The organism is Neobacillus sp. D3-1R, assembly GCF_052180215.1.
Lineage (GTDB): Bacteria > Bacillota > Bacilli > Bacillales > Cytobacillaceae > Pseudoneobacillus.
In genome coordinates, this window is record NZ_CP197471.1 from 2,811,816 (window position 1) to 2,831,647 (window position 19,832).

General features: G+C 34.7%; 18 protein-coding genes and 1 other RNA gene. 6 read left to right on the forward strand and 13 right to left on the reverse strand.

The window, feature by feature from the left end:
- Positions 1-20 precede the first annotated feature (20 nt).
- Positions 21-2,390, reverse strand: coding sequence for a nitric-oxide reductase large subunit (locus tag ACSBPO_RS14410; protein WP_442594425.1), 2,370 nt, complete (start codon positions 2,388-2,390; stop codon positions 21-23).
- Between the two features lie 246 nt (positions 2,391-2,636).
- Here ACSBPO_RS14410 and ACSBPO_RS14415 point away from each other — a divergent pair, with 246 nt between their 5' ends.
- Genes ACSBPO_RS14415 through ACSBPO_RS14430 form a run of 4 tightly spaced genes read left to right on the forward strand, consistent with a single transcriptional unit; the run spans position 2,637 to position 4,652 of the window.
- Entirely contained in the window at positions 2,637-2,879 is a 243-nt protein-coding gene (locus ACSBPO_RS14415; protein WP_442594427.1) for a DUF2249 domain-containing protein, read from the forward strand.
- Complete coding sequence (locus ACSBPO_RS14420) at positions 2,876-3,082, forward strand: DUF2249 domain-containing protein (protein WP_442594429.1); 207 nt, start codon at positions 2,876-2,878, stop codon at positions 3,080-3,082. Before ACSBPO_RS14415 ends, ACSBPO_RS14420 begins: the two co-directional genes overlap by 4 nt.
- A 15-nt stretch (positions 3,083-3,097) precedes the next feature.
- On the forward strand, positions 3,098-4,339 hold the full coding sequence (locus ACSBPO_RS14425) for a hypothetical protein (RefSeq protein ID WP_442594431.1): 1,242 nt from the start codon (positions 3,098-3,100) through the stop codon (positions 4,337-4,339).
- Positions 4,340-4,355: 16 nt separating this feature from the next.
- Positions 4,356-4,652, forward strand: coding sequence for a metal-sulfur cluster assembly factor (locus ACSBPO_RS14430; RefSeq protein WP_442594433.1), 297 nt, complete (start codon positions 4,356-4,358; stop codon positions 4,650-4,652).
- Positions 4,653-4,696: 44 nt separating this feature from the next.
- On the opposite strand, the gene ACSBPO_RS14435 is transcribed toward ACSBPO_RS14430, so the two are convergent.
- From ACSBPO_RS14435 to ACSBPO_RS14480, 10 genes are all read right to left on the reverse strand, one after another.
- Positions 4,697-6,616 carry an ATP-dependent DNA helicase gene (locus ACSBPO_RS14435; RefSeq protein ID WP_442594435.1) on the reverse strand — a complete coding sequence of 640 codons (1,920 nt, stop codon included), beginning with the start codon at positions 6,614-6,616 and terminating at the stop codon, positions 4,697-4,699.
- 17 nt (positions 6,617-6,633) lie between these two features.
- Complete coding sequence (locus tag ACSBPO_RS14440; RefSeq protein ID WP_442594437.1) at positions 6,634-6,816, reverse strand: hypothetical protein; 183 nt, start codon at positions 6,814-6,816, stop codon at positions 6,634-6,636.
- 77 nt (positions 6,817-6,893) lie between these two features.
- Positions 6,894-8,042 (reverse strand): THUMP domain-containing class I SAM-dependent RNA methyltransferase, encoded by a 1,149-nt coding sequence (locus ACSBPO_RS14445; RefSeq protein ID WP_442594439.1) that lies wholly within the window; start codon positions 8,040-8,042, stop codon positions 6,894-6,896.
- Positions 8,043-8,172: 130 nt separating this feature from the next.
- Positions 8,173-8,563: RNase P RNA component class B (gene rnpB / locus ACSBPO_RS14450), an RNA gene on the reverse strand.
- A gap of 80 nt (positions 8,564-8,643) precedes the next feature.
- The gene (gpsB, locus tag ACSBPO_RS14455) at positions 8,644-8,943 is read right to left on the reverse strand and encodes a cell division regulator GpsB (protein ID WP_442600373.1); all 300 of its coding nucleotides are present in this window, start codon (positions 8,941-8,943) and stop codon (positions 8,644-8,646) included.
- Between the two features lie 81 nt (positions 8,944-9,024).
- Entirely contained in the window at positions 9,025-9,588 is a 564-nt protein-coding gene (locus ACSBPO_RS14460; RefSeq protein ID WP_442594441.1) for a DUF1273 domain-containing protein, read from the reverse strand.
- A gap of 167 nt (positions 9,589-9,755) precedes the next feature.
- A complete protein-coding gene (locus tag ACSBPO_RS14465; RefSeq protein ID WP_442594443.1) occupies positions 9,756-10,154 on the reverse strand; it encodes a CotD family spore coat protein in 399 nt (132 codons plus the stop codon).
- A 332-nt stretch (positions 10,155-10,486) separates the two neighbouring features.
- On the reverse strand, positions 10,487-11,761 hold the full coding sequence (locus tag ACSBPO_RS14470; protein ID WP_442594445.1) for a ribonuclease H-like domain-containing protein: 1,275 nt from the start codon (positions 11,759-11,761) through the stop codon (positions 10,487-10,489).
- Positions 11,751-14,039, reverse strand: a complete 2,289-nt coding sequence (locus ACSBPO_RS14475) for a DEAD/DEAH box helicase (RefSeq protein ID WP_442594447.1) — start codon at positions 14,037-14,039, stop codon at positions 11,751-11,753. The genes ACSBPO_RS14470 and ACSBPO_RS14475 overlap by 11 nt, the downstream gene beginning before the upstream one ends.
- 60 nt (positions 14,040-14,099) lie before the next feature.
- Positions 14,100-14,891, reverse strand: a complete 792-nt coding sequence (locus ACSBPO_RS14480) for an alpha/beta fold hydrolase (protein WP_442594449.1) — start codon at positions 14,889-14,891, stop codon at positions 14,100-14,102.
- Positions 14,892-15,003: 112 nt separating this feature from the next.
- Here ACSBPO_RS14480 and ACSBPO_RS14485 point away from each other — a divergent pair, with 112 nt between their 5' ends.
- Together ACSBPO_RS14485 and ACSBPO_RS14490 are read left to right on the forward strand one after the other, a co-directional pair.
- On the forward strand, positions 15,004-15,696 hold the full coding sequence (locus tag ACSBPO_RS14485) for a Crp/Fnr family transcriptional regulator (protein WP_442594451.1): 693 nt from the start codon (positions 15,004-15,006) through the stop codon (positions 15,694-15,696).
- A gap of 196 nt (positions 15,697-15,892) precedes the next feature.
- Positions 15,893-16,360, forward strand: coding sequence for an Hsp20/alpha crystallin family protein (locus ACSBPO_RS14490; RefSeq protein ID WP_442594453.1), 468 nt, complete (start codon positions 15,893-15,895; stop codon positions 16,358-16,360).
- Positions 16,361-16,428: 68 nt separating this feature from the next.
- Here the strand turns inward: ACSBPO_RS14490 and ACSBPO_RS14495 are convergent, their stop codons facing one another.
- Both ACSBPO_RS14495 and ACSBPO_RS14500 read right to left on the reverse strand, forming a co-directional pair.
- Positions 16,429-18,834 (reverse strand): ABC transporter permease subunit, encoded by a 2,406-nt coding sequence (locus tag ACSBPO_RS14495; RefSeq protein WP_442594455.1) that lies wholly within the window; start codon positions 18,832-18,834, stop codon positions 16,429-16,431.
- Positions 18,827-19,690: an ABC transporter permease subunit gene (locus ACSBPO_RS14500; RefSeq protein ID WP_442594457.1), complete on the reverse strand. Its 864-nt coding sequence runs from the start codon at positions 19,688-19,690 to the stop codon at positions 18,827-18,829. The genes ACSBPO_RS14495 and ACSBPO_RS14500 overlap by 8 nt, the downstream gene beginning before the upstream one ends.
- Positions 19,691-19,832: the final 142 nt, after the last annotated feature.

Below are 19,832 nucleotides of genomic sequence, written 5' to 3' on the forward strand. Positions count from 1 at the left end.
TTCCGGATTTTCTTTTTTTGTTATTCATCATCATCATCTATAGATAGATCTCTAACAGGAAGCGGTTCATTTTCTTTATGAGTTACTTTTCTTAAATTTAAGATTGATCTAATACTTACTGCTAAAAGTGCTACAACCCCAATTAAGAAAATAGTGTCTGGAATTGCTCGGATGGTTAATAAGTTTTGAACGATGTCTTGCTGTAGGAACGATGCAGCTCTAGAGCTAGCATATCCATTTTTATATGCTTCTTTTAATTGGAGGAATCCGACAGGTAATAATGAAATTAAAACCATTCCAGCTAAACCAATGTTTAGCATGATACAGCTGAATTTCACCCATTTATCGCTCCATTTTTCTGGCTTTGTAATATTTCTTAGTGAATAGACTAGAACGGCTGCTGCAAACATTCCATATACACCCATCATAGACGCGTGACCATGAGTTGGCGTTAGGAATTGACCATGTTCGAGGAAGCTCACAGCTGGTAAATTGATTAAGAAACCAAGTACTCCAGCACCAACGAGGTTCCAAATCGCAACAGAAATTAAGAACCAGAAAGTACCTTTGTAAGGGAAATCAACGCCACCTTCTCGCATCATCTTATATTGATCGTAAGCTTCTAAGATTAATAATGTTAAAGGAATAACCTCTAATGCTGAGAACACTGCCCCTAAACCAATCCATGCTTCCGCTGATCCATTATAATAGTAATGGTGACCAATACCGATTACACCACTTCCAAGAAGAAGAATTAATTGGAAGTATAACGCCTTAACCGTTGAGCTTTTCGTTACAAGTCCCATTTGCACCATTAAGAATCCAATAACAACAACGGCAAAGACTTCAAAAATTCCTTCTACCCATAGGTGAATAATCCACCAACGCCAGTAATCAGCAAATGTAAAGCTTGTGTCTGGATTGATCATAAACGCAAAGAAGTAAAAGAATGGAACAGCAATCGCTGAGTAGAATAATAAATGAATTAATCCACCCTTATCCGTTTCTTTTCTTAACCCACTTCGAATACCCCGGTAGACAATAAATAACCAAATGAGCATTCCAACTACTAGTATAACTTGCCAAATACGTCCTAATTCTAAGTATTCCCAACCTTGGTGTCCGAATAAGAACCAGTTGTTGCCTAAGTATCCATTTGCTCCGAGCCATTGTCCTATCATACTACCTGCCACAAGAACAACTAATGCCCAGAATAAAATATCAACTAATAAGCCCTGACGTTTTGGTTCATGTCCACCAACTAGTGGAGCGATAAAGATACCCATTCCAAGCCAAGCGGTAGCAATCCAGAAAATAGCTAACTGTAGATGATAACCCTTGGCAATATTAAATGGTAAAATATCATAAATCCATTTTATACCGAAGAAGCTCTCAGGCTCGGTATAATAGTGTGCTAATAATGCGCCAAACATGGCTTGAACAAAGAATAGTGCTGAGACAATAACAAAATATTTCCCTGATTTTAATTGCGATGATGTTACAGGCAGCTTATTTAAATCAATACGCGGGAAGTTTCCTTCCGTATAAGCTTCCTTCATACCTAAGTGATAACGATAGAATACGAATAGAATAAGACCAATAAATAAGATTAATAAAGTAACACTTGCCCCACTCCACCAGATTGCTGAAAATGACATTTGGTTACCAGCATCTTGATAATACGGCCAGTTATTTGTGTAAGTTATGTCATCTCCCTTTCTCTCTGTACTAGACAGCCATGCAGTCCAGAAAAAGAAATCGGAAATTTGTTTGATTTGATCTCCTTTTGCTACATATGCACGATCACCAGTAGGCATATGTTTTTCTTGAATTAGATTAGCCTTTAGTCCCCAATGATCACCTTCAGTGAACACCTTATGGTAATGCTCTCGTACCTTTTCTACCCCATAAACCTGGGCATCTGTTAATTGTAATTTGTCAGTATTAGGTTCATAGCGATTTTTACGCATTTCTTTTTTTACATTTTCACGAATGATGGTCTGTTGATCTTTATCTAATTCAGAAAAATCTTTTCCAAATTTTTCATTTGATTTGAAATTCTGCATTCCTTCTGTATATATCTTTAATGCTTCAGCTGTATAGTCAGGCCCCATATAAGAACCATGGCCCAATACGGTTCCATAATCCATTAAGCCATACTTTTGGAAAACAGCCTGCCCGCCCATAATAGTATCCTTTGTAAGGATAACCTCGCCTTTTGTATTCGTTACCTCTACAGGTCTTGGAGCCTGTTCTTTAAAAATCCAATATCCTCCAGTAAGCAACACTGTAAAACTAATTAAAATGGTGAAAATTAAGATGGATTTTAAAAGTGCATTCTTATTTCGTTTCACCACTTTGTTCGTCGGTTTTTGACGCTCAATTTCCATTTCTGCCACCCTTTCCTTGTTTGTGTACGTTCCTATTGTATAGGGTGGTATTCATATTGAATGTGAGCCTATTCATTTGGAAGGTGTGATTTTAGTCACTGTTACTGTGATATTTGTCACAGAATTGACACTAATTTTAAAAAAGAGTGCATCTTGCTATGATACACGTCACATTTTTAATATAGGAAGCTTGTTAAACTATGAGTATAGTTCAAATATTAAAGTTTCACTTAAGGAGAGATGGTTATGGAAGCAAAAATAATTGAATTAGATGTTCGTGAGGATATAAAAAATAAGCTTGAGCCGTTTCAAAAGATCATGACAGCTATCGCTGATTTAAATGAAGATGACGTGTTTGTTCTGCATGCGCCATTTAAACCTGTCCCATTATTTGCAGTTTTAAAAGCAAAGGGTTTTACCCATGAAACAGAGGAGCTCGAAAAAAAACATTGGAAGATTACCTTCACTAAAAGAGGTGAATCAAAATGATATTAGATAATCGTGGGTTAGAACCACCCCAGCCAATGATGCGCACTCTTGCTGCACTTGAAAACTTAAATGACAATGAAACTTTAACGATTATAAATGATCGCAGACCCATGTTTTTATACGAACAATTAGAGGAACTTGGCTACCGAAATCGTACTGAACAGCAAGAAGATGGCAGCTATAAGATTGAGATTTTCCGATAAAAGTAGGTGATGAATATGCTTCCGCAAAATGGAAGTGAAACAAATGTAAAGCTCCCCTTTGGCTTTTTCCTTTTCAGCCTAATCGCATTAGTGTTGTCACAGTTGATTTTAGTTCTGAATGGAGTCCATTTCTCAAATGGGGAATTTAGAGTACCTTCATTATTATCTGCAGCCCATTTTTTTATTTTAGGTTGGGCATTGATGATTGCCATGGGCTCGATGTATCAGCTTGTTCCAGTAGCCTTTTTAACACCCATATGGAGTGAAAAACTTGGATTTATTCAATTTAGCGTCCTGTCCATTGGTGTCACTAGTTTTGGTGCTTGTCTCTATTTTGCACCTCAGCATGCTCTTATTCCAGGAATTCTTACTATAATTGGAATATTGCTATTTTTATTCCAAATGTTAATGACTTTAAAAAAGCAAACCAAACCAAATATATTAACTTTATTCGTAGGAACTGGTCTTATTAGCTTACTTATAACCATTCTTTTAGGTATTACATTAATAACATCATGGAAAACTGGAATATTTTCAGGTCATTATGAGGCAATTTTCCGTACGCATCTGCTACTTGGTGTTGGAGGATGGTTTACACTTCTCATTTTCGGTTTTTCATATAAAATGGTTCCAATGTTTTCACTTTCTCACGGTTTTACAATGAATCTAGCCAAATATGTATATATATCCTATGTATCAGGATTAATTATCAACATTCTAGGTTTTTTCACTGGAATAGACTTTTTACTAAAAATAGGTTTCTTTCTATTATTTATTGGCTTTAGTTTATTTGCCTGGCATGTTTCAACCATTATTAAAAAAAGAATCAAAAAGAAGCTTGATAAACCTTTTATGTACTCACTCTCAGCAATAGGCTTTGGAATACTCATTCACTTTATATTGTTTATCAGCTTATTTTCACAAAATGCAAACCATTTAATTGGTCCATTATTATTCCTTTATCTAATGCTTTGGATTGTTTTAAGTATATTAGGTTATTTATATAAAATTGTTCCTTTCTTATGGTGGACTTATAAATACAGCAAAGATGTTGGCAAAAAGGCTGTTCCCGCTCTAAAGGATATGATAAATGATAAGTTAGTTATTCTATTCTTAACTAGCTTCATCATAAGTTGTTTTCTAATCTATATTGGATTTGTTATGCAAATTTTCACAATCGTGATAGTAGCATTAATACTCTTTGCCATAACGATTATCGCAGCAACCATAAATATATTACAAGTAATTTTAAAATAAATTAGGGGTGTTTTATATGGAAATCATTGATAAAGTACGTAATGAGTTGAAAAATGTATATGATCCAGAGTTAAATATCAATGTTGTGGATTTAGGGTTAATTTATAATATAAAGCAAATATCTGATCGGATCATTGAAATTGATATGACCTTAACCACACCAGGATGTCCCTTACATGATAGTATTTCTACAGGAGTAAAACACTGTGTTGAACAAATGGAAGAAGTAGTTCAAGCATTTGTAAATATTGTGTGGGAGCCTGCATGGTCACCTGATAAAATGACAGAAGAGGGAAGAAGACAATTATACTAAGTAAAAAGCTGATGTTAGGGGTTGCCTTTGGCAACCCTTTTACATCAGCTTTTTTTAATAGTTGGAAGAATATTTTTTATTTTAGAAAAGACTTGTTCATTCGTGTTTTCTTCTAAAAGGATGTGAACGGTTCCTTTATCATCATGAGTACGAATTAAACGACCAATTCCTTGTCTTAAGCGAAGTAGCATGTACGGTAAATCTACTTGTTCAAACGGATCACTTGCCCCTTCTCTTTTCGCTTCAAACACTGGATCTAATGGAGGATATGGCAGTGAAAAAATAAGCACATTCTCTAAAGATCTACCCGGTATATCTAATCCTTCCCATAAATGTATCGAGCAAAGAACTGAATGTTCTTCGTTTTGAAAATGAGATACTAGGGTACTAATTTCAGCATCGCCTTCAAAATAAGAAGGATAAGGTAGATCAGATAAATGAGTCTTGATTATATGCATTTCTTCTTGATTGTTTAATAAAATTAATGCTCGACCCTCTGAACGTATAATCTCATTTTTAATATAACTTAATTTTTCAAGCATATTTCCCACTTTAAACGTTGGCAATTTTATATTCATATTGTCCTCATAGTTAAAAGGGGATTCAACAGAAAAATATAAATAATCATCGATACCTAAGCTTTGAGCTATATAATTAAAGGATTGGTTATCTGATAAAGTTGCCGATGAAAAGATATAAGGTTTCTCTTGAGAGAATACTTCTATACGCATAATATCTTCCACGAGTTTAGGCATAATAACAAGCGTTCTTTCACCAGAATGATGCTCAAACCAGGTAATCCCTTTTTGACTTCGTACAAATAAAGAAAGAGAATACGTAATTTGTTCTAAATATTCTTCAACAACCTTTAAATCATATTCATTAATGACATAGAGCTCACTCTCAAAAACAAGTTCTTCCTCTACTGCCTGTAGAATAGATAAAAGTCTTGAGGCAGTATTTAATACATTCTTTGTTTTTTCCACTTTGCGCTTTTCCGACCCTAATGTTTCTTGGGAGACATCTTCCAGTAATGAAAAGAATGCTTCACTCTCGTAAATGGCGTCTTCCATAAGATGGAGAGTTTTTTCCCTAACATCATTTGCCATGATTCTTGATAATAATTTTTCAAGTGTTTGTTCCGTAAATCGGTAAGTAAGTGCTTTTTGACAGGCATATTCTAATAGATGTCCCTCATCAAATACAACACAGCTGCTTTCAGGAAGTAATGGCAATTGACCCTCACGTTTACGCGAATCCTTTGTCCATATATGCTCCATAAAAAAATCATGTGAGCAAATAATAATATCCTTGGCATTGCGATAATAATCTCGATGTAAGGTTTGACCACAACGATGGCGTTGGTGACAACTAAAACAATCTTGTACGCTATCCCAAGCAATTTGATTCCATTGTTCATCTTCTAAATGAGGATATTCTTTACGATCACCGTACTTTGAAAAGGTTTGCATGGACCCTTTCCCATGAACAAAATCAGGGAGTTGGTGAAACACATCTTGGAAAAGATCTCCTTCTTCTCTAACCATTGCTGCTTCTAATTTATTTAAACATAAATAAGCATCACGGGATTTAGCTAATCGTACATCCATATTTAATCCAAGGGCCGCTTCAATTTTAGCAATATCCCCTTCTTTTTTTACTAGCTGTTCAATTAACGTTTCATCCGCACAGGCAATAATAGCTGGTCTATTCGTATATCTAGCATAACAAAGAGCATATAAAAGGTAGGCGATTGTTTTACCTGTACCTACTCCAGCTTCTGCAAACATGACCTTTTTTTCTTTAAATGCCTTTTCTAACTGAAATGCCATATAAATTTGTTCATCTCGAACTTCAAATCCTGATTCTGGAAGGATATCGTAAAACACATCCCCAATCCAGTCTCCTAATTTCTCATAAAAAGATTCTGTCTTTGAAACAGAAAAAGGTAAACGATTTGACATAATGCCTCCATTTTTTCTTATTTAATTAGCCTAAAATAAATCTCCAGTTCTTCTTCTGACACAATGATTTTACCTGCTAATGATTTTGTTTGTAATGCATACTCTTTTACTCCAATAAACTCTGATTCAGAGAGAACAAAAAACCTTGTTCCTTTTTTATAAATTCCTTTATAATTTTTCTTTAATTTATACCATTTCATTATATCCTCATATTGAAAAAGAATAATTTATCACTTAGGACAAAAAGACGATGCACAGCACCGTCTTTTTATCTATCTCAATTCTCATCACTTTTACGTGGTGGTTTTGGTCCCCAGTATTGATAAAAATCTGTTTTGATAAAGCCATTAAATAACTTACGCTTTTTGGTAGCAGGCTTGCCATAAAGTTGCTCAAATCCTTCATGGGAAGTTAAGATGTAAATGGACCATGTATCTAATTTGGCGAAGGCCTGTCCCATTTCCCGATACATTTTTTCTACTTCTTTTTTCTCCCCAATACGTTCACCATATGGAGGATTTCCCACAATAACTCCATATTGTTGGGGAGTTGAAATATCTCTAACCTGCATCTGTTTAAATTTAATTAAATCACCAAGACCTGCTTCGAATGCATTTTCTCCCGCTATTTTGACCATTCGATGGTCGATATCCGAACCCTGGATTTCTAGTGGTTGATCATATTTAGCTAAATCTTCTGCCTCATTACGAACATCGTCCCACGTACTTTGAGGAATCCAATTCCAGCCTTCAGATACAAATTCACGATTAAATCCAGGAGCAATATTCTGACCAATTAAGGCTGCTTCAATGGGGATCGTTCCTGAACCACAGAACGGATCAATAAAGGGCTTGTCTGGATACCAATTTGTTAACATGATAAGAGCTGCTGCTAATGTTTCTTTTAACGGAGCCTCACCTTGATCCGAACGATAGCCTCGTTTGTGCAATCCTCTTCCGCTAGCATCGATCGTAATGGTTACAACATCTTTTAATAAAGCTACTTCAATTTTGTATAAGGCTCCGTTTTCATCGAACCATGTGTTTCGTTTATAATGCTTTTTCATTCGTTCGACTACTGCCTTTTTTACAATAGCTTGACAATCGGAAACGCTAAATAACTTTGATTTTACAGACTTTCCAGTCACAGGAAATTCTGCATCCTCAGGCAAGTATTGCTCCCATGGTAATGCTTTTGTTTTTTCAAAAAGTTCATCAAACGTAAATGCTTTAAATTCTCCGACTACCACTTTAATTCTATCTGCCGTACGAAGCCACATATTACAGCGTGCAATCGCTCGCTCATCGCCATCAAAAATGACTTTTCCATTATCTACGACACATTCATATCCTAAAGCTCTAACCTCTTTTGCTACTAAAGACTCTAAACCCATAGCCGCTGTTGCAATAATTTTATATTTAGACATTTTTTCACCTAATTTTCTTAACATATATATTTTTTATTTTGTTCAAAATCTACCGTATGTAAACGAAGTAAAAGCTCTCCAATAAAGGAGAGCTTGAACCTTCATTATTTTCTATCATTCATTAATCGCGTTCTGTAAGCCATGTTCTGTACCATAGTACTGCAAACGACCAAAGGTCTCGTACACAGGTGGTAATCATCTATCTACAGAATCAGATTCTGTCCTTCTCTCTTGTTCATTTCCTTAGAGAAGGTGCCCCTACCATCGTTTGGGTTGCTCGCTCGTGGGGTTTACCGCGTTCCACCCTTTTCATTTCTGAAAAGGCTCCGTCACTGTGGCACTTTTATAGGTATTCATACCATATTCCATAAGAACTTAGGTATTTTCCCAGCCGTCAGCCAGAGCTAAACTCCAACTGCCCTAGCTTATGAATTCGCTAGGCACGAACACTACAAGCATCTCAGCTCGTGCGAGCATGGACTTTCCTCTACAATTTATCATTGCAGCGATTACCCGAACGCAATTAATGACTACATCAGCTATTATATGTAATCAAGAGCTGCAACGCAATGTTTTTAATTTCAATTTATGGCAATCCCTATCAATCATATAGCTTATTTCCAAAAACATGTTTCTCAAGATTAGATAATCTTTTTAAAATATCAAAGTTTGTTGTACCTGCTGTTTGCGTAGGTTGACGTCTTGATGCTTCATCAAGCTGTTTTTTCAATCGAATATTTTCTTGTTGTAAATCTTCAATTTCTTGATGGAAGGCTTCATAGTCTTTAATAATGTAATCCAAAAACTTATCTACATCTTCTTGTTTATATCCTCTAACAGCGGTTTTAAATTCTTTCTCTAAAATATCCTTTGCCGTTAATTTCACTTTATCTGATAACATTTCGCTCACCTCGGAATATCTCCAATCATACCATCTATTTTTTCAAAAATAGCCAAGAATGTCAATTTTATAGATATTTTTTTAAAATGAATCCATTTTCTTGCTCATTTCTTCTTCCACAATTAATTGTAAATCATAAAAAGTAATTTCTCTTATTTCATAATCATGTGTTTCACTATATTTTTTGGCTGCTTCATAAAAATATTTAGGACTGCCATCTTTTTCAGGATCATACATAATGATGGATACTTCACTTTTATGCAGAAGCACTTGATTTTTCAAATAAAATTGTTTTGGATTTTCGTATGGTTTATGGGTAATGGATTCGACAAAATCAGCTTGTACTACTATGGACTCATACCATTCTTTATTCGTTTCACTCCACGTTTCTTCTTGACCTAAAAAAGGAGTAAGGACTGCAAGCTGAAGCTGTGGAAAGTCAACCTGAAGATCAAAAACAACTTCTGCCGCCCATAATTCAACACCAAGTTGTCCGCTTATGATGACCCATTCCAAGCCTTCTTCTACTAATGGATAAAGTTCCTTGTAGATAGCTTGTTTAATGAATGCAACAGAGGCATGATCTTTTTTGAATATCCCTAGTTCATAGGGCTTGTAGCCCGTAATGGTTACATTCTTCTTCAAATGGTTTTTTGCACCTCTTTTATTTTTCTATTTTAATCATACTAAACAATATGAAAAATATGAACTAAAAGGAAAATTTATGAATATTATCCTACTTAAAAAAAGTAAAAATTCACTAAACAATATGTATGAAAAAACAAGGGCAAAGATGCCCTTGTTTTCTTATTTTATCGTCCCATTCCTGGGTACATTCCGTATCCTGGTGCCATACCTGGAGCCATTCCTGGTGTCATACCCATTCCTGGTCCCATTCCCATTCCAGGTGCCATACCTGGTCCTGGTCCCATTCCCATCCCTGGAGCAACTCCTGGTGCAGGTGCTACTCCCATTGCTGGCATAGGTCCTGGTCCTGGTCCACAGTTAAAATGCTGATGAGAAACCTCATTTACAGCAGATTCTGTTTGCGGGAAATAATGCTTATGCTGGAACATCTGATGATTTACGTTTGTTGTATGCGCTGGATGAATATGCGGAACAATGGTATTTGAAAAAGTGTTAGTTGTGCAGCACTTTGTCGGATGGACAATTGCTGGCATAATATTTGTTGGTCTAGGTCCACAAAACATATTAGACATTCTCCTTTCGATTATTAGTTTGTTTACACTAATAGCCTATGATGAAAGGATTTATCTTGTACTAAGGAAAATACCTATTTTTATAGAATAGAATAAAAACTATCTTTTAAAGTTGTAAAAACAAATGCGGTTAGACAAACAATGACAAAAAATAAAAGTAAAATGGCTTTATACACTTTTTACCCTCTCCATAAAATCATTATCATACAATTTAACATTTTACTCTTTTATCCTATGTCAAACAATAACGAAATTATGGCATTTTCATGACAATACATTAAAAAAATGTAACAAAAAGCAAGATAACGTCGAAAAAAAGTGATTTATTTTGACGAATCCTCAAGGATCTTGCGCTTCCCCAGGAAATGATGTTTTCTCATAATCCGATCTTTTCTTTTCATAATTTCTGATATTTCTATTTTAGGGTGTTTATGCTCGGTTTGAGAAAGCTTTAAAGCCCTGTCACAAATATAGGCTGCTTCTTCATAATCCTTAAATTGATGCTCCAAAATTTTCGCCGCTTCTACACAAGCCTCGATTTGGATTACAGGTGTACCTGACTGTAAGACTTTTTGAAAACAGTCTAAACTTTTAAGATACTCCTTTTGCTTTTTATATAAGTATCCCAACTGCAGCTGTGAATGAATAAAAACGGGATCCCCTACATCATCTATCTCTTTGTATAGGCCTTTTGCTGAGGTCATTTCACCTAGGGATGAAAACCATTTGCCTACTTCAAATTTTTCTTGGCTAGTTTGATTCTCATCAATCCCCATAATTTGATAGGAAAGATGAGTATATAAAGAAATTAAAGAAAGAATATCTATTTCATTATGCTTTAAAATTTTTATCATACCCTCTGGGTCTTTTCTTTCGACATAATCAAAATAGATAATGGGGGCCAAATATCCTGGCGTATCATCCATACGTTTGACTCCCAGAACTTCATTCTCGACAATGGAAAGCTTCATTCTCTCCAATCTATGTTTCCACATCCGTTTAGCTGCATGAAACAAGTCAAAATGTCCAAATTCAGGTAATTTCGGAACATGTTCTCTAATTAAGGTATGTTGTGTTTTTACTTGTGGCCAATCAAAAGACTTACCATTATAGGTAACAAGAGTTTCATAATCAACCTGACTTAAAAAACTATAGTATAGCGGAATTTCCGCACCTGGATGAGGCAATATATGTTGAGTCAAAACTACTTCATTCTGTTTGATAGAGGCATGTCCTAAAATAAAAATTGAATTTCCCACTCCCCCACCAAGACCAGTTGTTTCTGTATCAAAGAAAAACAATTGATCAGCTCGATACCCTTTAGTCGACAGTGGATGTTTTAAGTTACTGTCATTCCAATAGTCAACAGCAGTAATGAAATCTCCAAGGTGGTAATGTCCATGTTTATAGGATAAGGGAAATCTTTTTTCTCTAATTAAACAATATTCATTTTCATGATAATAAGGAGTAACTCCTACTTCCGACCATTTATCAAGAAATGGAATTTCGGTTAGAGTATGAACATTTTTTATATTCTCTTTCACTAAATCTGTTTTCATATGTGATTTAAATCGATTTAACTTATTTTTAAGTGACATGTGGAGTCTCAACCTTTGAAAATAGTAAAAGTAATTTTAATACATCCTTTTTTGCATGTTCATTTAATGTATCCGTTCCAATACAAGAAGGACAACCATCATCACATTTGCAATTTGTGATCATGTTACGCGCATCTGTTAAGATTGTTTCCATACCAGTAAAAATGCGCTCACTTAAACCAACTCCACCAGGATAACGATCATAGAAGAACACCGTTGGTTTTTCATTATGTGATGCTTTGAGCTGAGGCACCACATGAACATCCTGTGGATCACACATGACATAAAGCGGAGCAATATGTTTTAAAGCATGTGCCATTCCAATTAAACCTTGTTCGAGTCTTTCTTGGCCAAACTGATCTATTCCTTGATTAAGGGAAATCCACGCTGAACTAGTATGAAGCTCTTCTTCTGGTAAATGAATGGGACCTGACCCAATATTTTCGTGTGTTTCAAATTTTATTTTTTTGAAAATAGTTGCCATAGCATTGATGGTTACGTCCCCATATGCTATTTCCACATCAGACAACTGTCTTTCCTTATCGACCTCTAACACCTTTAATTGAACGGCAAGATTAGCATCCGTATAGTAATCAACATCTACCTCTCTTACAAATGCCTTCTTTTCTTCCCAGTCTAATTTTTCAACTTGGAATTGCGTTCCTTGATGTAAATAGATGGCTTCATCATGAAGGAGTGTCATGGCCGAAAATCGATCCATTTCCCCAATTACCCTAACAGCTGACACATTTGTTTGATCAATAATAATTACATTTTCCTGGGACGCAGATCGAAGGCTAATGTTGTGAGCAGGAAACGATTCATTCATCCAAAACCATTTATCACCATTTTGAAATAACACACGCTCCTCAGCCAAATATTCTAAAATTTCTTCTGTATTCAACCGGCCAAACTGCTCCTCACGATGAAAAGGCAGTTCAAAAGCAGCGCATTTCATATGATCAACAAGAATAATGAGATTATCTGGGTTAATTCTGGCTGTTTCGGGACTTCTTTTGAAAAAGTAATCAGGATTTTGAATGATATATTGATCTAGTGGATTGGAACTTGCCACCATGATAACAAGAGACTCACCGTGTCTTCTACCCGCACGTCCAGCTTGCTGCCATACACTTGCAATATTGCCTGGATATCCCGTCATGATACATGCCTGCAGTTGTCCAATATCAACTCCCAATTCAAGAGCATTTGTACTCACAACTCCATATATTTCACCGTTTCTAAGTCCCTTTTCTATCTCACGGCGTTCTGTTGGGAGATATCCTCCACGATATCCTCTAATTGATTTTGAGCCTAATTGATTTTTAACTAATTCTTGGAGATAGGATAATAGAATTTCCACTCTCACTCTACTTCTTGCGAAAATAATCGTTTGTATTTTATTTTTTAATAAATTGGCAGCTAGTTTACGAGCTTCAAGAGTAGCACTTCTTCGTATATTTAACGGTTTATTTACAATAGGAGGATTATAAAATAAAAAATGTTTTAAACCAGAAGGTGCACCGTTATTATCGACTATTTCCATTTTCGTTTCTGTAAGTGTCTCTGCTAACTCAAGTGGATTGGCAATCGTTGCAGATGTACATATAAAAACCGGATCACTTCCATAGTAATGACAAATTCTTTTTAATCGTCTAATAACGTTAGCTACATGACTGCCAAAAACTCCTCGATAAATATGTAGCTCGTCAATGACAACGTATTTTAGATTTTCAAATAAGGACACCCATTTGGTATGATGAGGTAATATGGCTGAGTGAAGCATATCAGGATTGGTAATGACCACATGGCCAGCTTTCCTTACTTTTTGGCGAATATTAGAAGGTGTATCCCCATCATATGTATAACTGTTTAAATTCATATCAGATGACTGGATGATCTCATTTATTTCACTCTTTTGGTCCTGGGCAAGTGCCTTTGTAGGAAAAATATAAAGAGCCCTAGACTCTGGATTATTTAAAATAGTCTGTAGTACAGGCAAGTTATAGCATAAAGTTTTTCCCGAAGCAGTAGGTGTAACAGCTACAATTGACTTCTTTTCCTGAACATAATCAAAAGCTGTACGTTGATGTGTATACAATTGCTCAATTCCTTTTTTCTTTAACGCCTCCACAAGCTTGGGATGCAGTTCTTTTGGCAGGTTCTCAGTAACTGCAGGTTTAGCCTCTATCGTTTGCCAATGCACAATATTTTCGCTTATTTGTTCCTCTTTCCGAATAAATTCTATTATTTCTTGTAGTGATTTACGAACGTTCATTACTTTCACCTCATTATCTCTATTTTAGCGAATGAACGTTCGTTTCAAAAGAGAAAACCGCTAATTTTTTTGTCTTTCTAGAAATTCCCACAAAACCTTATAAAGTTCCTCAGGTTGCTCATACATACTCATATGTCCGGCATGTGGAATTACCTTTGTATGGATATGACTTCCTTCAACAGAAAATACTTTTTGAACAGGTATAATTTTGTCATGTTCTCCTGCAACAAGTAAGATAGGAATTGTACTGTTACGAATCACTGCGTTTCGACCAGGGCGATTTTTCATAGCTAATAGGGTTTGTTTAGCTGCTTCAGGTGATGTACGGTAGCCTATAATTTTTGTTTTTTCTACTTCTTCCTTGAGCTTATCTAGATTCTCATCAGCAAATAACTTTGGTACAAGACCATCGATAAATGGGTGGATTCCATTTTTTTCAATGTTCTCAAATCCAGCCAAACGTCCTGCTTTTCCTTCATCTGTATCTGGAAAGGCAGTCGAATGAATTAAACCAAATCCCTTTAATTTTTCAGGAAAATGCTCCATTAATGACAAGGTGATGTATCCACCAAGTGAATGACCAAATAGGTAAACTTGTCCAAGATGTAGGGATTCAAGTAATTCCTTTATATCCTTTGCCATATCATCAATGGTAAATGGTGAAACATTTGAGGATGAATGGCCATGACCTCGTAAATCTACCAAAATGACTCGATATTCTTGGCTTAGCTTTGTCACAACCTTATCCCAATAGGACATGCTTCCACAAAAGCCATGTAATAGGACAATTGTTTCACCTTTTCCTATTTCAGTATAGGACATTTCATTAGGTCCAATTTTTATTGTATTCATCTTTTCCCTCCTCCTGATTTCTTTTAAATTTTTCCCCACAATAGATTGTTTAAACAAAGTAACATGTTTAGAATAGAGAGTGAGAAAAAATGATTGATTGGAGGTGAATGGAGTGAGACAAGAACAAATTAAAAATGTACTCTCTAAATTCACACTTTTCCGAGATTTAAATGAACAAGAATTAGAGAAAATAGTTGATATTTCATTATCGAGAACATGGAAAAAAAATAGCTATATTTTTTTACAAGGCGAACCGCTTGATAATGTTTATTTTATTAATGAAGGAAAAGTTAAAATTTATAAAAGTGATGTAAATGGCAGAGAGCAAATTGTATCTATGTTCAAAAAGGGAGAAATGTTTCCACATGTCGGTTTTTTCCGAAAAGGAAGTTACCCTGCAAACGCGGAGGTTCTGGAAAAAGCTACACTTGTAGTCGTTCCAATTGCCAAATTTGAAAGTGTGTTAATCGATAATCCTGAACTTTGTATAAAAGTTTTCAAAGTTCTAGGTGAAAAAATCGTTGACCTTCAAAACCGCCTGGAAGAGCAAATTCTTAATAACACCTATGAACAAATCATTAAACTATTAATACGTTTAGGTGAAAAACACGGTACTAAAAATGAGGATGGCACTGTCACACTGAAAAATGAATTTACCAATAAAGATTTAGCTAATATGATTGGAACTACAAGAGAAACAGTTAGCCGAACACTTACTAAGATGAAAAAAGATGAATTAATAGAAATTGATGAAGAAGGTAATATGATATTGGATCCAGAAGTATTAATGGATGAGTTATTTTAAACCGCAAAGAGGGTTAACGATGAGTTAATCCTCTTTTTATTTTGGCTCTTTTCGCATAAAATGCTGTTTTGGCTCATTATTTAGCCCGTTGATTTCCACTTCCTCTCTGCATATGTTTATATTGTGTCAATAAATGAACCTCTTTTTACTGATGAACATATGATAAAGAAGAATTTTATAGAGAGGAGAAAGCAGTATGTCTTCTAATCTACCAGAAAAAAGATCAAAAAGAGAAAAAGAACCTTTTGGGGATTTGATGAAATCAATGAATGCTTTTTTTAATGAAAAACCTGTAAAGGGCTTTTTGGAAACGATTGATGAATTTTTCAAAAATCCTTTTCCTAATCTTGGCTTTCCCGTTGAAGTTGTAGAATCAAATAGTGAATATATAATTACAGCGGAACTCCCAGGTGTAAAAAAAGAACAAATTCACATAGATACCATCGGAAACCATTTAACTATCACGATTAAAAATATGGAAGAGGTTTCAGAAGAGGATGATATCAATCAGGTTTACCGTCGAAGTCATTCCATCCAAAGATCAAGTAGAACCATTAGCCTTCCGACTCCGATTCCTGAAAAAAAAGTCAAAGCAACCTATAGAGATGGTTTATTACAAATAAAAATCCCTCGTAATGGAGGTAAATCTATTTCAATAGAGTAATCTATATTTATAGAATTAAAAAAGACAGAATCCAAAGGACTTAGATTCTGTCTTTTTAACATTAATAATTAAAAATTAACTTCAGATGTATCTAACCATTCATTAAAAGAACCTTTAGGAACTTGGAAATAGTCTTTGGTAAATCTGATAAATTCAGAAGTATTCACTTCTTTATATTGGAAATGGTGATAATAATCCGATAGATATTCCATTAGAACGATATCAAAATCCTTTTCCCTTACATAATCTTTATCTTCGACTAATTCAAATAGTCTTAAGGCTGGTTGTCCATATATATAACCTGTATGTTTATTTTTATCTAAAGGAACATTTGAATACTGCCTTTTTAACCCTTGTTCCTCAATACTTTTCATTCGATTAAGAGATAGTAATTGTGATTCCGTTCTTCCTTGTTTCTCACCTAGATAAAAATACATGTTTGTGGCAAACTCTGTAATCCCCTCATCAATCCATGCCTCATGATAAGGGTCATTGGATACCACACCATAGAAATATTGATGAGCAATTTCATGAACGATAGAAATCTTGAAAAAGCCTTCGTTATCTTGGTAAGGATCAATAGTCACAATTCCTGGATACTCCATATTGTAACCTTTGTCGAGAATAATATCTAATTGCTTATGCGGATATTCACCTATTTTCTCTTGATAAAAACCTAGTGCCTTTTTAGCAAGCTTTAAAGCTTCCTCTGGATTTTTATCATGGTCATCTTTTGAAAATAATCGGATATCCACACCATTTACAGAAGTTTTATACATTTTCATATCTTTCACAATGGCAATAAAGAAATCACGAACTTTCTTTATTTTAAGTTTCCCATGACTCGCTTTTAAATCTGCATCATGATCGGCAGTTGAGACAAGAGAATACCCTTTTGGGATATCATATTCCACTTCATAGTTTGAGAAATCTGTATGATAGGTTTCCAATCCTTCACTATATGGTTCTTTATTCCACTTCCCTTTTTGGAAAGTGGCTAGCATTGGATACCATTGTGCTAAATAATAATTACCATTAACCTTCGAGAAACGATCTCCTTCCTCAGGTAGTGTATAACGGTACGAGATAACTACATCCACTTTATCTCGCTTATCCATCTTATTATTAAGATTAATTTTCAACGTATCTTGGTCCAAAGAATACGTAACCTTTTTGCCATCTACCGTAATATCCTTCATATCAATTTCAGAAAAGCCTTTCACTGATTTAAAGGAGTGCCCCTTCTTAAATTCATTAGGGATAAAGTAGAAAATAAGTTCATCCCAGGTTTTATTCGAATGATTGGTTACCTTAATTTCAGCTTTTGACTGAAAGTCTCCTTCATTATCCATTTTTACATTTAGATGATAGTCAGCTTTACTATAATTTTTAACTCCGACATCATTATCCTTTGTTAGGTATACAAAAGCACCTGCTCCAAAGAAAAGGACGATAATAATAAGGGCGGTTGTTTTGGTACCGTTTGGGGTCCACCATCTCGTTTTCTTTAAATATTCTTTCCTCTTTGGCATCAACTTTGGTTCAAATCCTGTTTTAATCCAAGGAGTACGTTGATAATTTGATTGATAGCGATTTTTCAAACCATTCGCTAGTAGACTAAAAGATATGGTGATGAATAATAGAATAACTAAAGGAATCTGTAAGATATATTGGGAACCATAAATATTTCCGCGTGCTGAACCAACCAAACCAGAAATTTCTTTTGTGATGGATAAATAGATGACGGGGTCTTGTCTAACGATGGTTCCACCCACAAAAATATTCATTAATGCCAGCTGACCCATTATCGTAATAACATAGACGATTTCTAAAATAAACATAACTAGTAATGATTCTTTCATTTGAGGAAAGATATGTTTCCAAATCAACCGATGTCGACTTGCTCCTAGTGCACGAGCAGCTTCTATAAAAACCGATTTGTAAGTTTCACTTGTCTTTTTCCTAGTGGAAGAAACAATACTAGGTATACTAATAATGGAAGTAAGAAGGATAAAATACAGAATTAACTTATATGAACCGATTGGTGAATTGAAAATAATGGGATTAAAAAAGAAATAAAGAATTAAGAATAACGGAACATAACTCCAGGCATTTTCGATTGACTCCATCCAACTTGGTGTTTTTTTCCAAGTTCCAACATAAAAGCCAATAATAGTTCCAAATACCATTTTTATAAGTGTAACAGCGAGTGCAATAAAAATCGTATACCGAATACCATGTAAAACCATCGTTAAAATGTCATAACCCCATCGGTCAGTTCCAAGTGGATATCTATCTGATTTATTTGGCTCCAGTGGCGGAGCTAAAATATCTCCATCTACATAGGTTGTATCGAGCGTTTCCGTTAATGTATGTGGAGCCATAAAGGACCCGAAAACAGCAATAAATAATAGGAATGTAACTAAAACAACTCCTACATATAGTGAATAGTTTATTCGAAACCATTTATTCATATAAAAAACCTCTTTTAAACACATAGAGTACTATTCTTACAGAAAGATAAGTTAATAATGATATTAATAGCATGGAAAATAATCCAATGGAGATAGGTTGAATTTGACGACTTAAAAAGATAAATTTCGTGATTCCAGATACATTTAATAAATATTCCACGATAAACATATTCCCAATTGCTAAAGATACCACTTTCGTTAATTCAGCTTTAATAAAAGGTTCTATATTTTTATATACATGCTGAAAATTAATATAATTTATTCGCATTCCTTTAGCGACAGCCGTTCTTATGTAATCTTCTCCACTAGTTTGATAGTATTTCACTGCAACTAATTTAAATAAATATAATGTTGGGGCTATACCTACTAATAACATTGGAAACCAAATATTAAGCGCACCAGCATCAGGTCGTAAAGAAATAATTCTTACACCTGTCATCTTGTAAATTTTAATTGCTAATATTAATGAAAAAATAATGATAATAAAATCTGGTATTGCAGCCAGGACATTTAATATTATATTCACAATACGAGTCAGCCTAAAACGGCTAATAAAGATTCCAAAAATTAAACTTAATAGGACAGCAGCATTAACCCCCACTAACATAATTAATAAACTCGTTTTAAAATTATTACCGATGTCTTCTGCGATTTCACGTTGTTGTACACCTAAATAGTAAGTTCCAAGGCTTCCATTGCTAATTTCTTGAAAAAAGTTTTTATATACATCCGGTAATCTTTCAAAATTGAATGAAAGACTTTGTTCGAATGAATTAATTGAAATAAGACTTGGCAGACCTGCAAGAAATAAAATTAGAACGATGATAAAAACTGTTTGTTGTAATACTCGAACCATTGTCTCCCCCCTCTTTATATATAGAACAATTGGTCACTTTTCCATTTTCCATTTTTCGTAAATAGTTGTCAACAAAATTCCATATTTTTTGAAAATACTGAAAACTAATTTCTTATAAAAAAACTCCATATAAAAAAGACGA

What these genes read in the sequence shown, in the direction of transcription:
- ACSBPO_RS14410 (WP_442594425.1), bottom strand. Translation starts at nt 2,390, where the DNA reads ATGGAAATTGAGCGTCAAAAACCGACGAACAAAGTGGTGAAACGAAAT.
- ACSBPO_RS14415 (WP_442594427.1), top strand. Translation starts at nt 2,637, where the DNA reads ATGGAAGCAAAAATAATTGAATTAGATGTTCGTGAGGATATAAAAAAT.
- ACSBPO_RS14420 (WP_442594429.1), top strand. Translation starts at nt 2,876, where the DNA reads ATGATATTAGATAATCGTGGGTTAGAACCACCCCAGCCAATGATGCGC.
- ACSBPO_RS14425 (WP_442594431.1), top strand. Translation starts at nt 3,098, where the DNA reads ATGCTTCCGCAAAATGGAAGTGAAACAAATGTAAAGCTCCCCTTTGGC.
- ACSBPO_RS14430 (WP_442594433.1), top strand. Translation starts at nt 4,356, where the DNA reads ATGGAAATCATTGATAAAGTACGTAATGAGTTGAAAAATGTATATGAT.
- ACSBPO_RS14435 (WP_442594435.1), bottom strand. Translation starts at nt 6,616, where the DNA reads ATGTCAAATCGTTTACCTTTTTCTGTTTCAAAGACAGAATCTTTTTAT.
- ACSBPO_RS14440 (WP_442594437.1), bottom strand. Translation starts at nt 6,816, where the DNA reads ATGAAATGGTATAAATTAAAGAAAAATTATAAAGGAATTTATAAAAAA.
- ACSBPO_RS14445 (WP_442594439.1), bottom strand. Translation starts at nt 8,042, where the DNA reads ATGTCTAAATATAAAATTATTGCAACAGCGGCTATGGGTTTAGAGTCT.
- gpsB (WP_442600373.1), bottom strand. Translation starts at nt 8,943, where the DNA reads ATGTTATCAGATAAAGTGAAATTAACGGCAAAGGATATTTTAGAGAAA.
- ACSBPO_RS14465 (WP_442594443.1), bottom strand. Translation starts at nt 10,154, where the DNA reads ATGTTTTGTGGACCTAGACCAACAAATATTATGCCAGCAATTGTCCAT.
- ACSBPO_RS14470 (WP_442594445.1), bottom strand. Translation starts at nt 11,761, where the DNA reads ATGTCACTTAAAAATAAGTTAAATCGATTTAAATCACATATGAAAACA.
- ACSBPO_RS14475 (WP_442594447.1), bottom strand. Translation starts at nt 14,039, where the DNA reads ATGAACGTTCGTAAATCACTACAAGAAATAATAGAATTTATTCGGAAA.
- ACSBPO_RS14480 (WP_442594449.1), bottom strand. Translation starts at nt 14,891, where the DNA reads ATGAATACAATAAAAATTGGACCTAATGAAATGTCCTATACTGAAATA.
- ACSBPO_RS14490 (WP_442594453.1), top strand. Translation starts at nt 15,893, where the DNA reads ATGTCTTCTAATCTACCAGAAAAAAGATCAAAAAGAGAAAAAGAACCT.
- ACSBPO_RS14495 (WP_442594455.1), bottom strand. Translation starts at nt 18,834, where the DNA reads ATGAATAAATGGTTTCGAATAAACTATTCACTATATGTAGGAGTTGTT.
- ACSBPO_RS14500 (WP_442594457.1), bottom strand. Translation starts at nt 19,690, where the DNA reads ATGGTTCGAGTATTACAACAAACAGTTTTTATCATCGTTCTAATTTTA.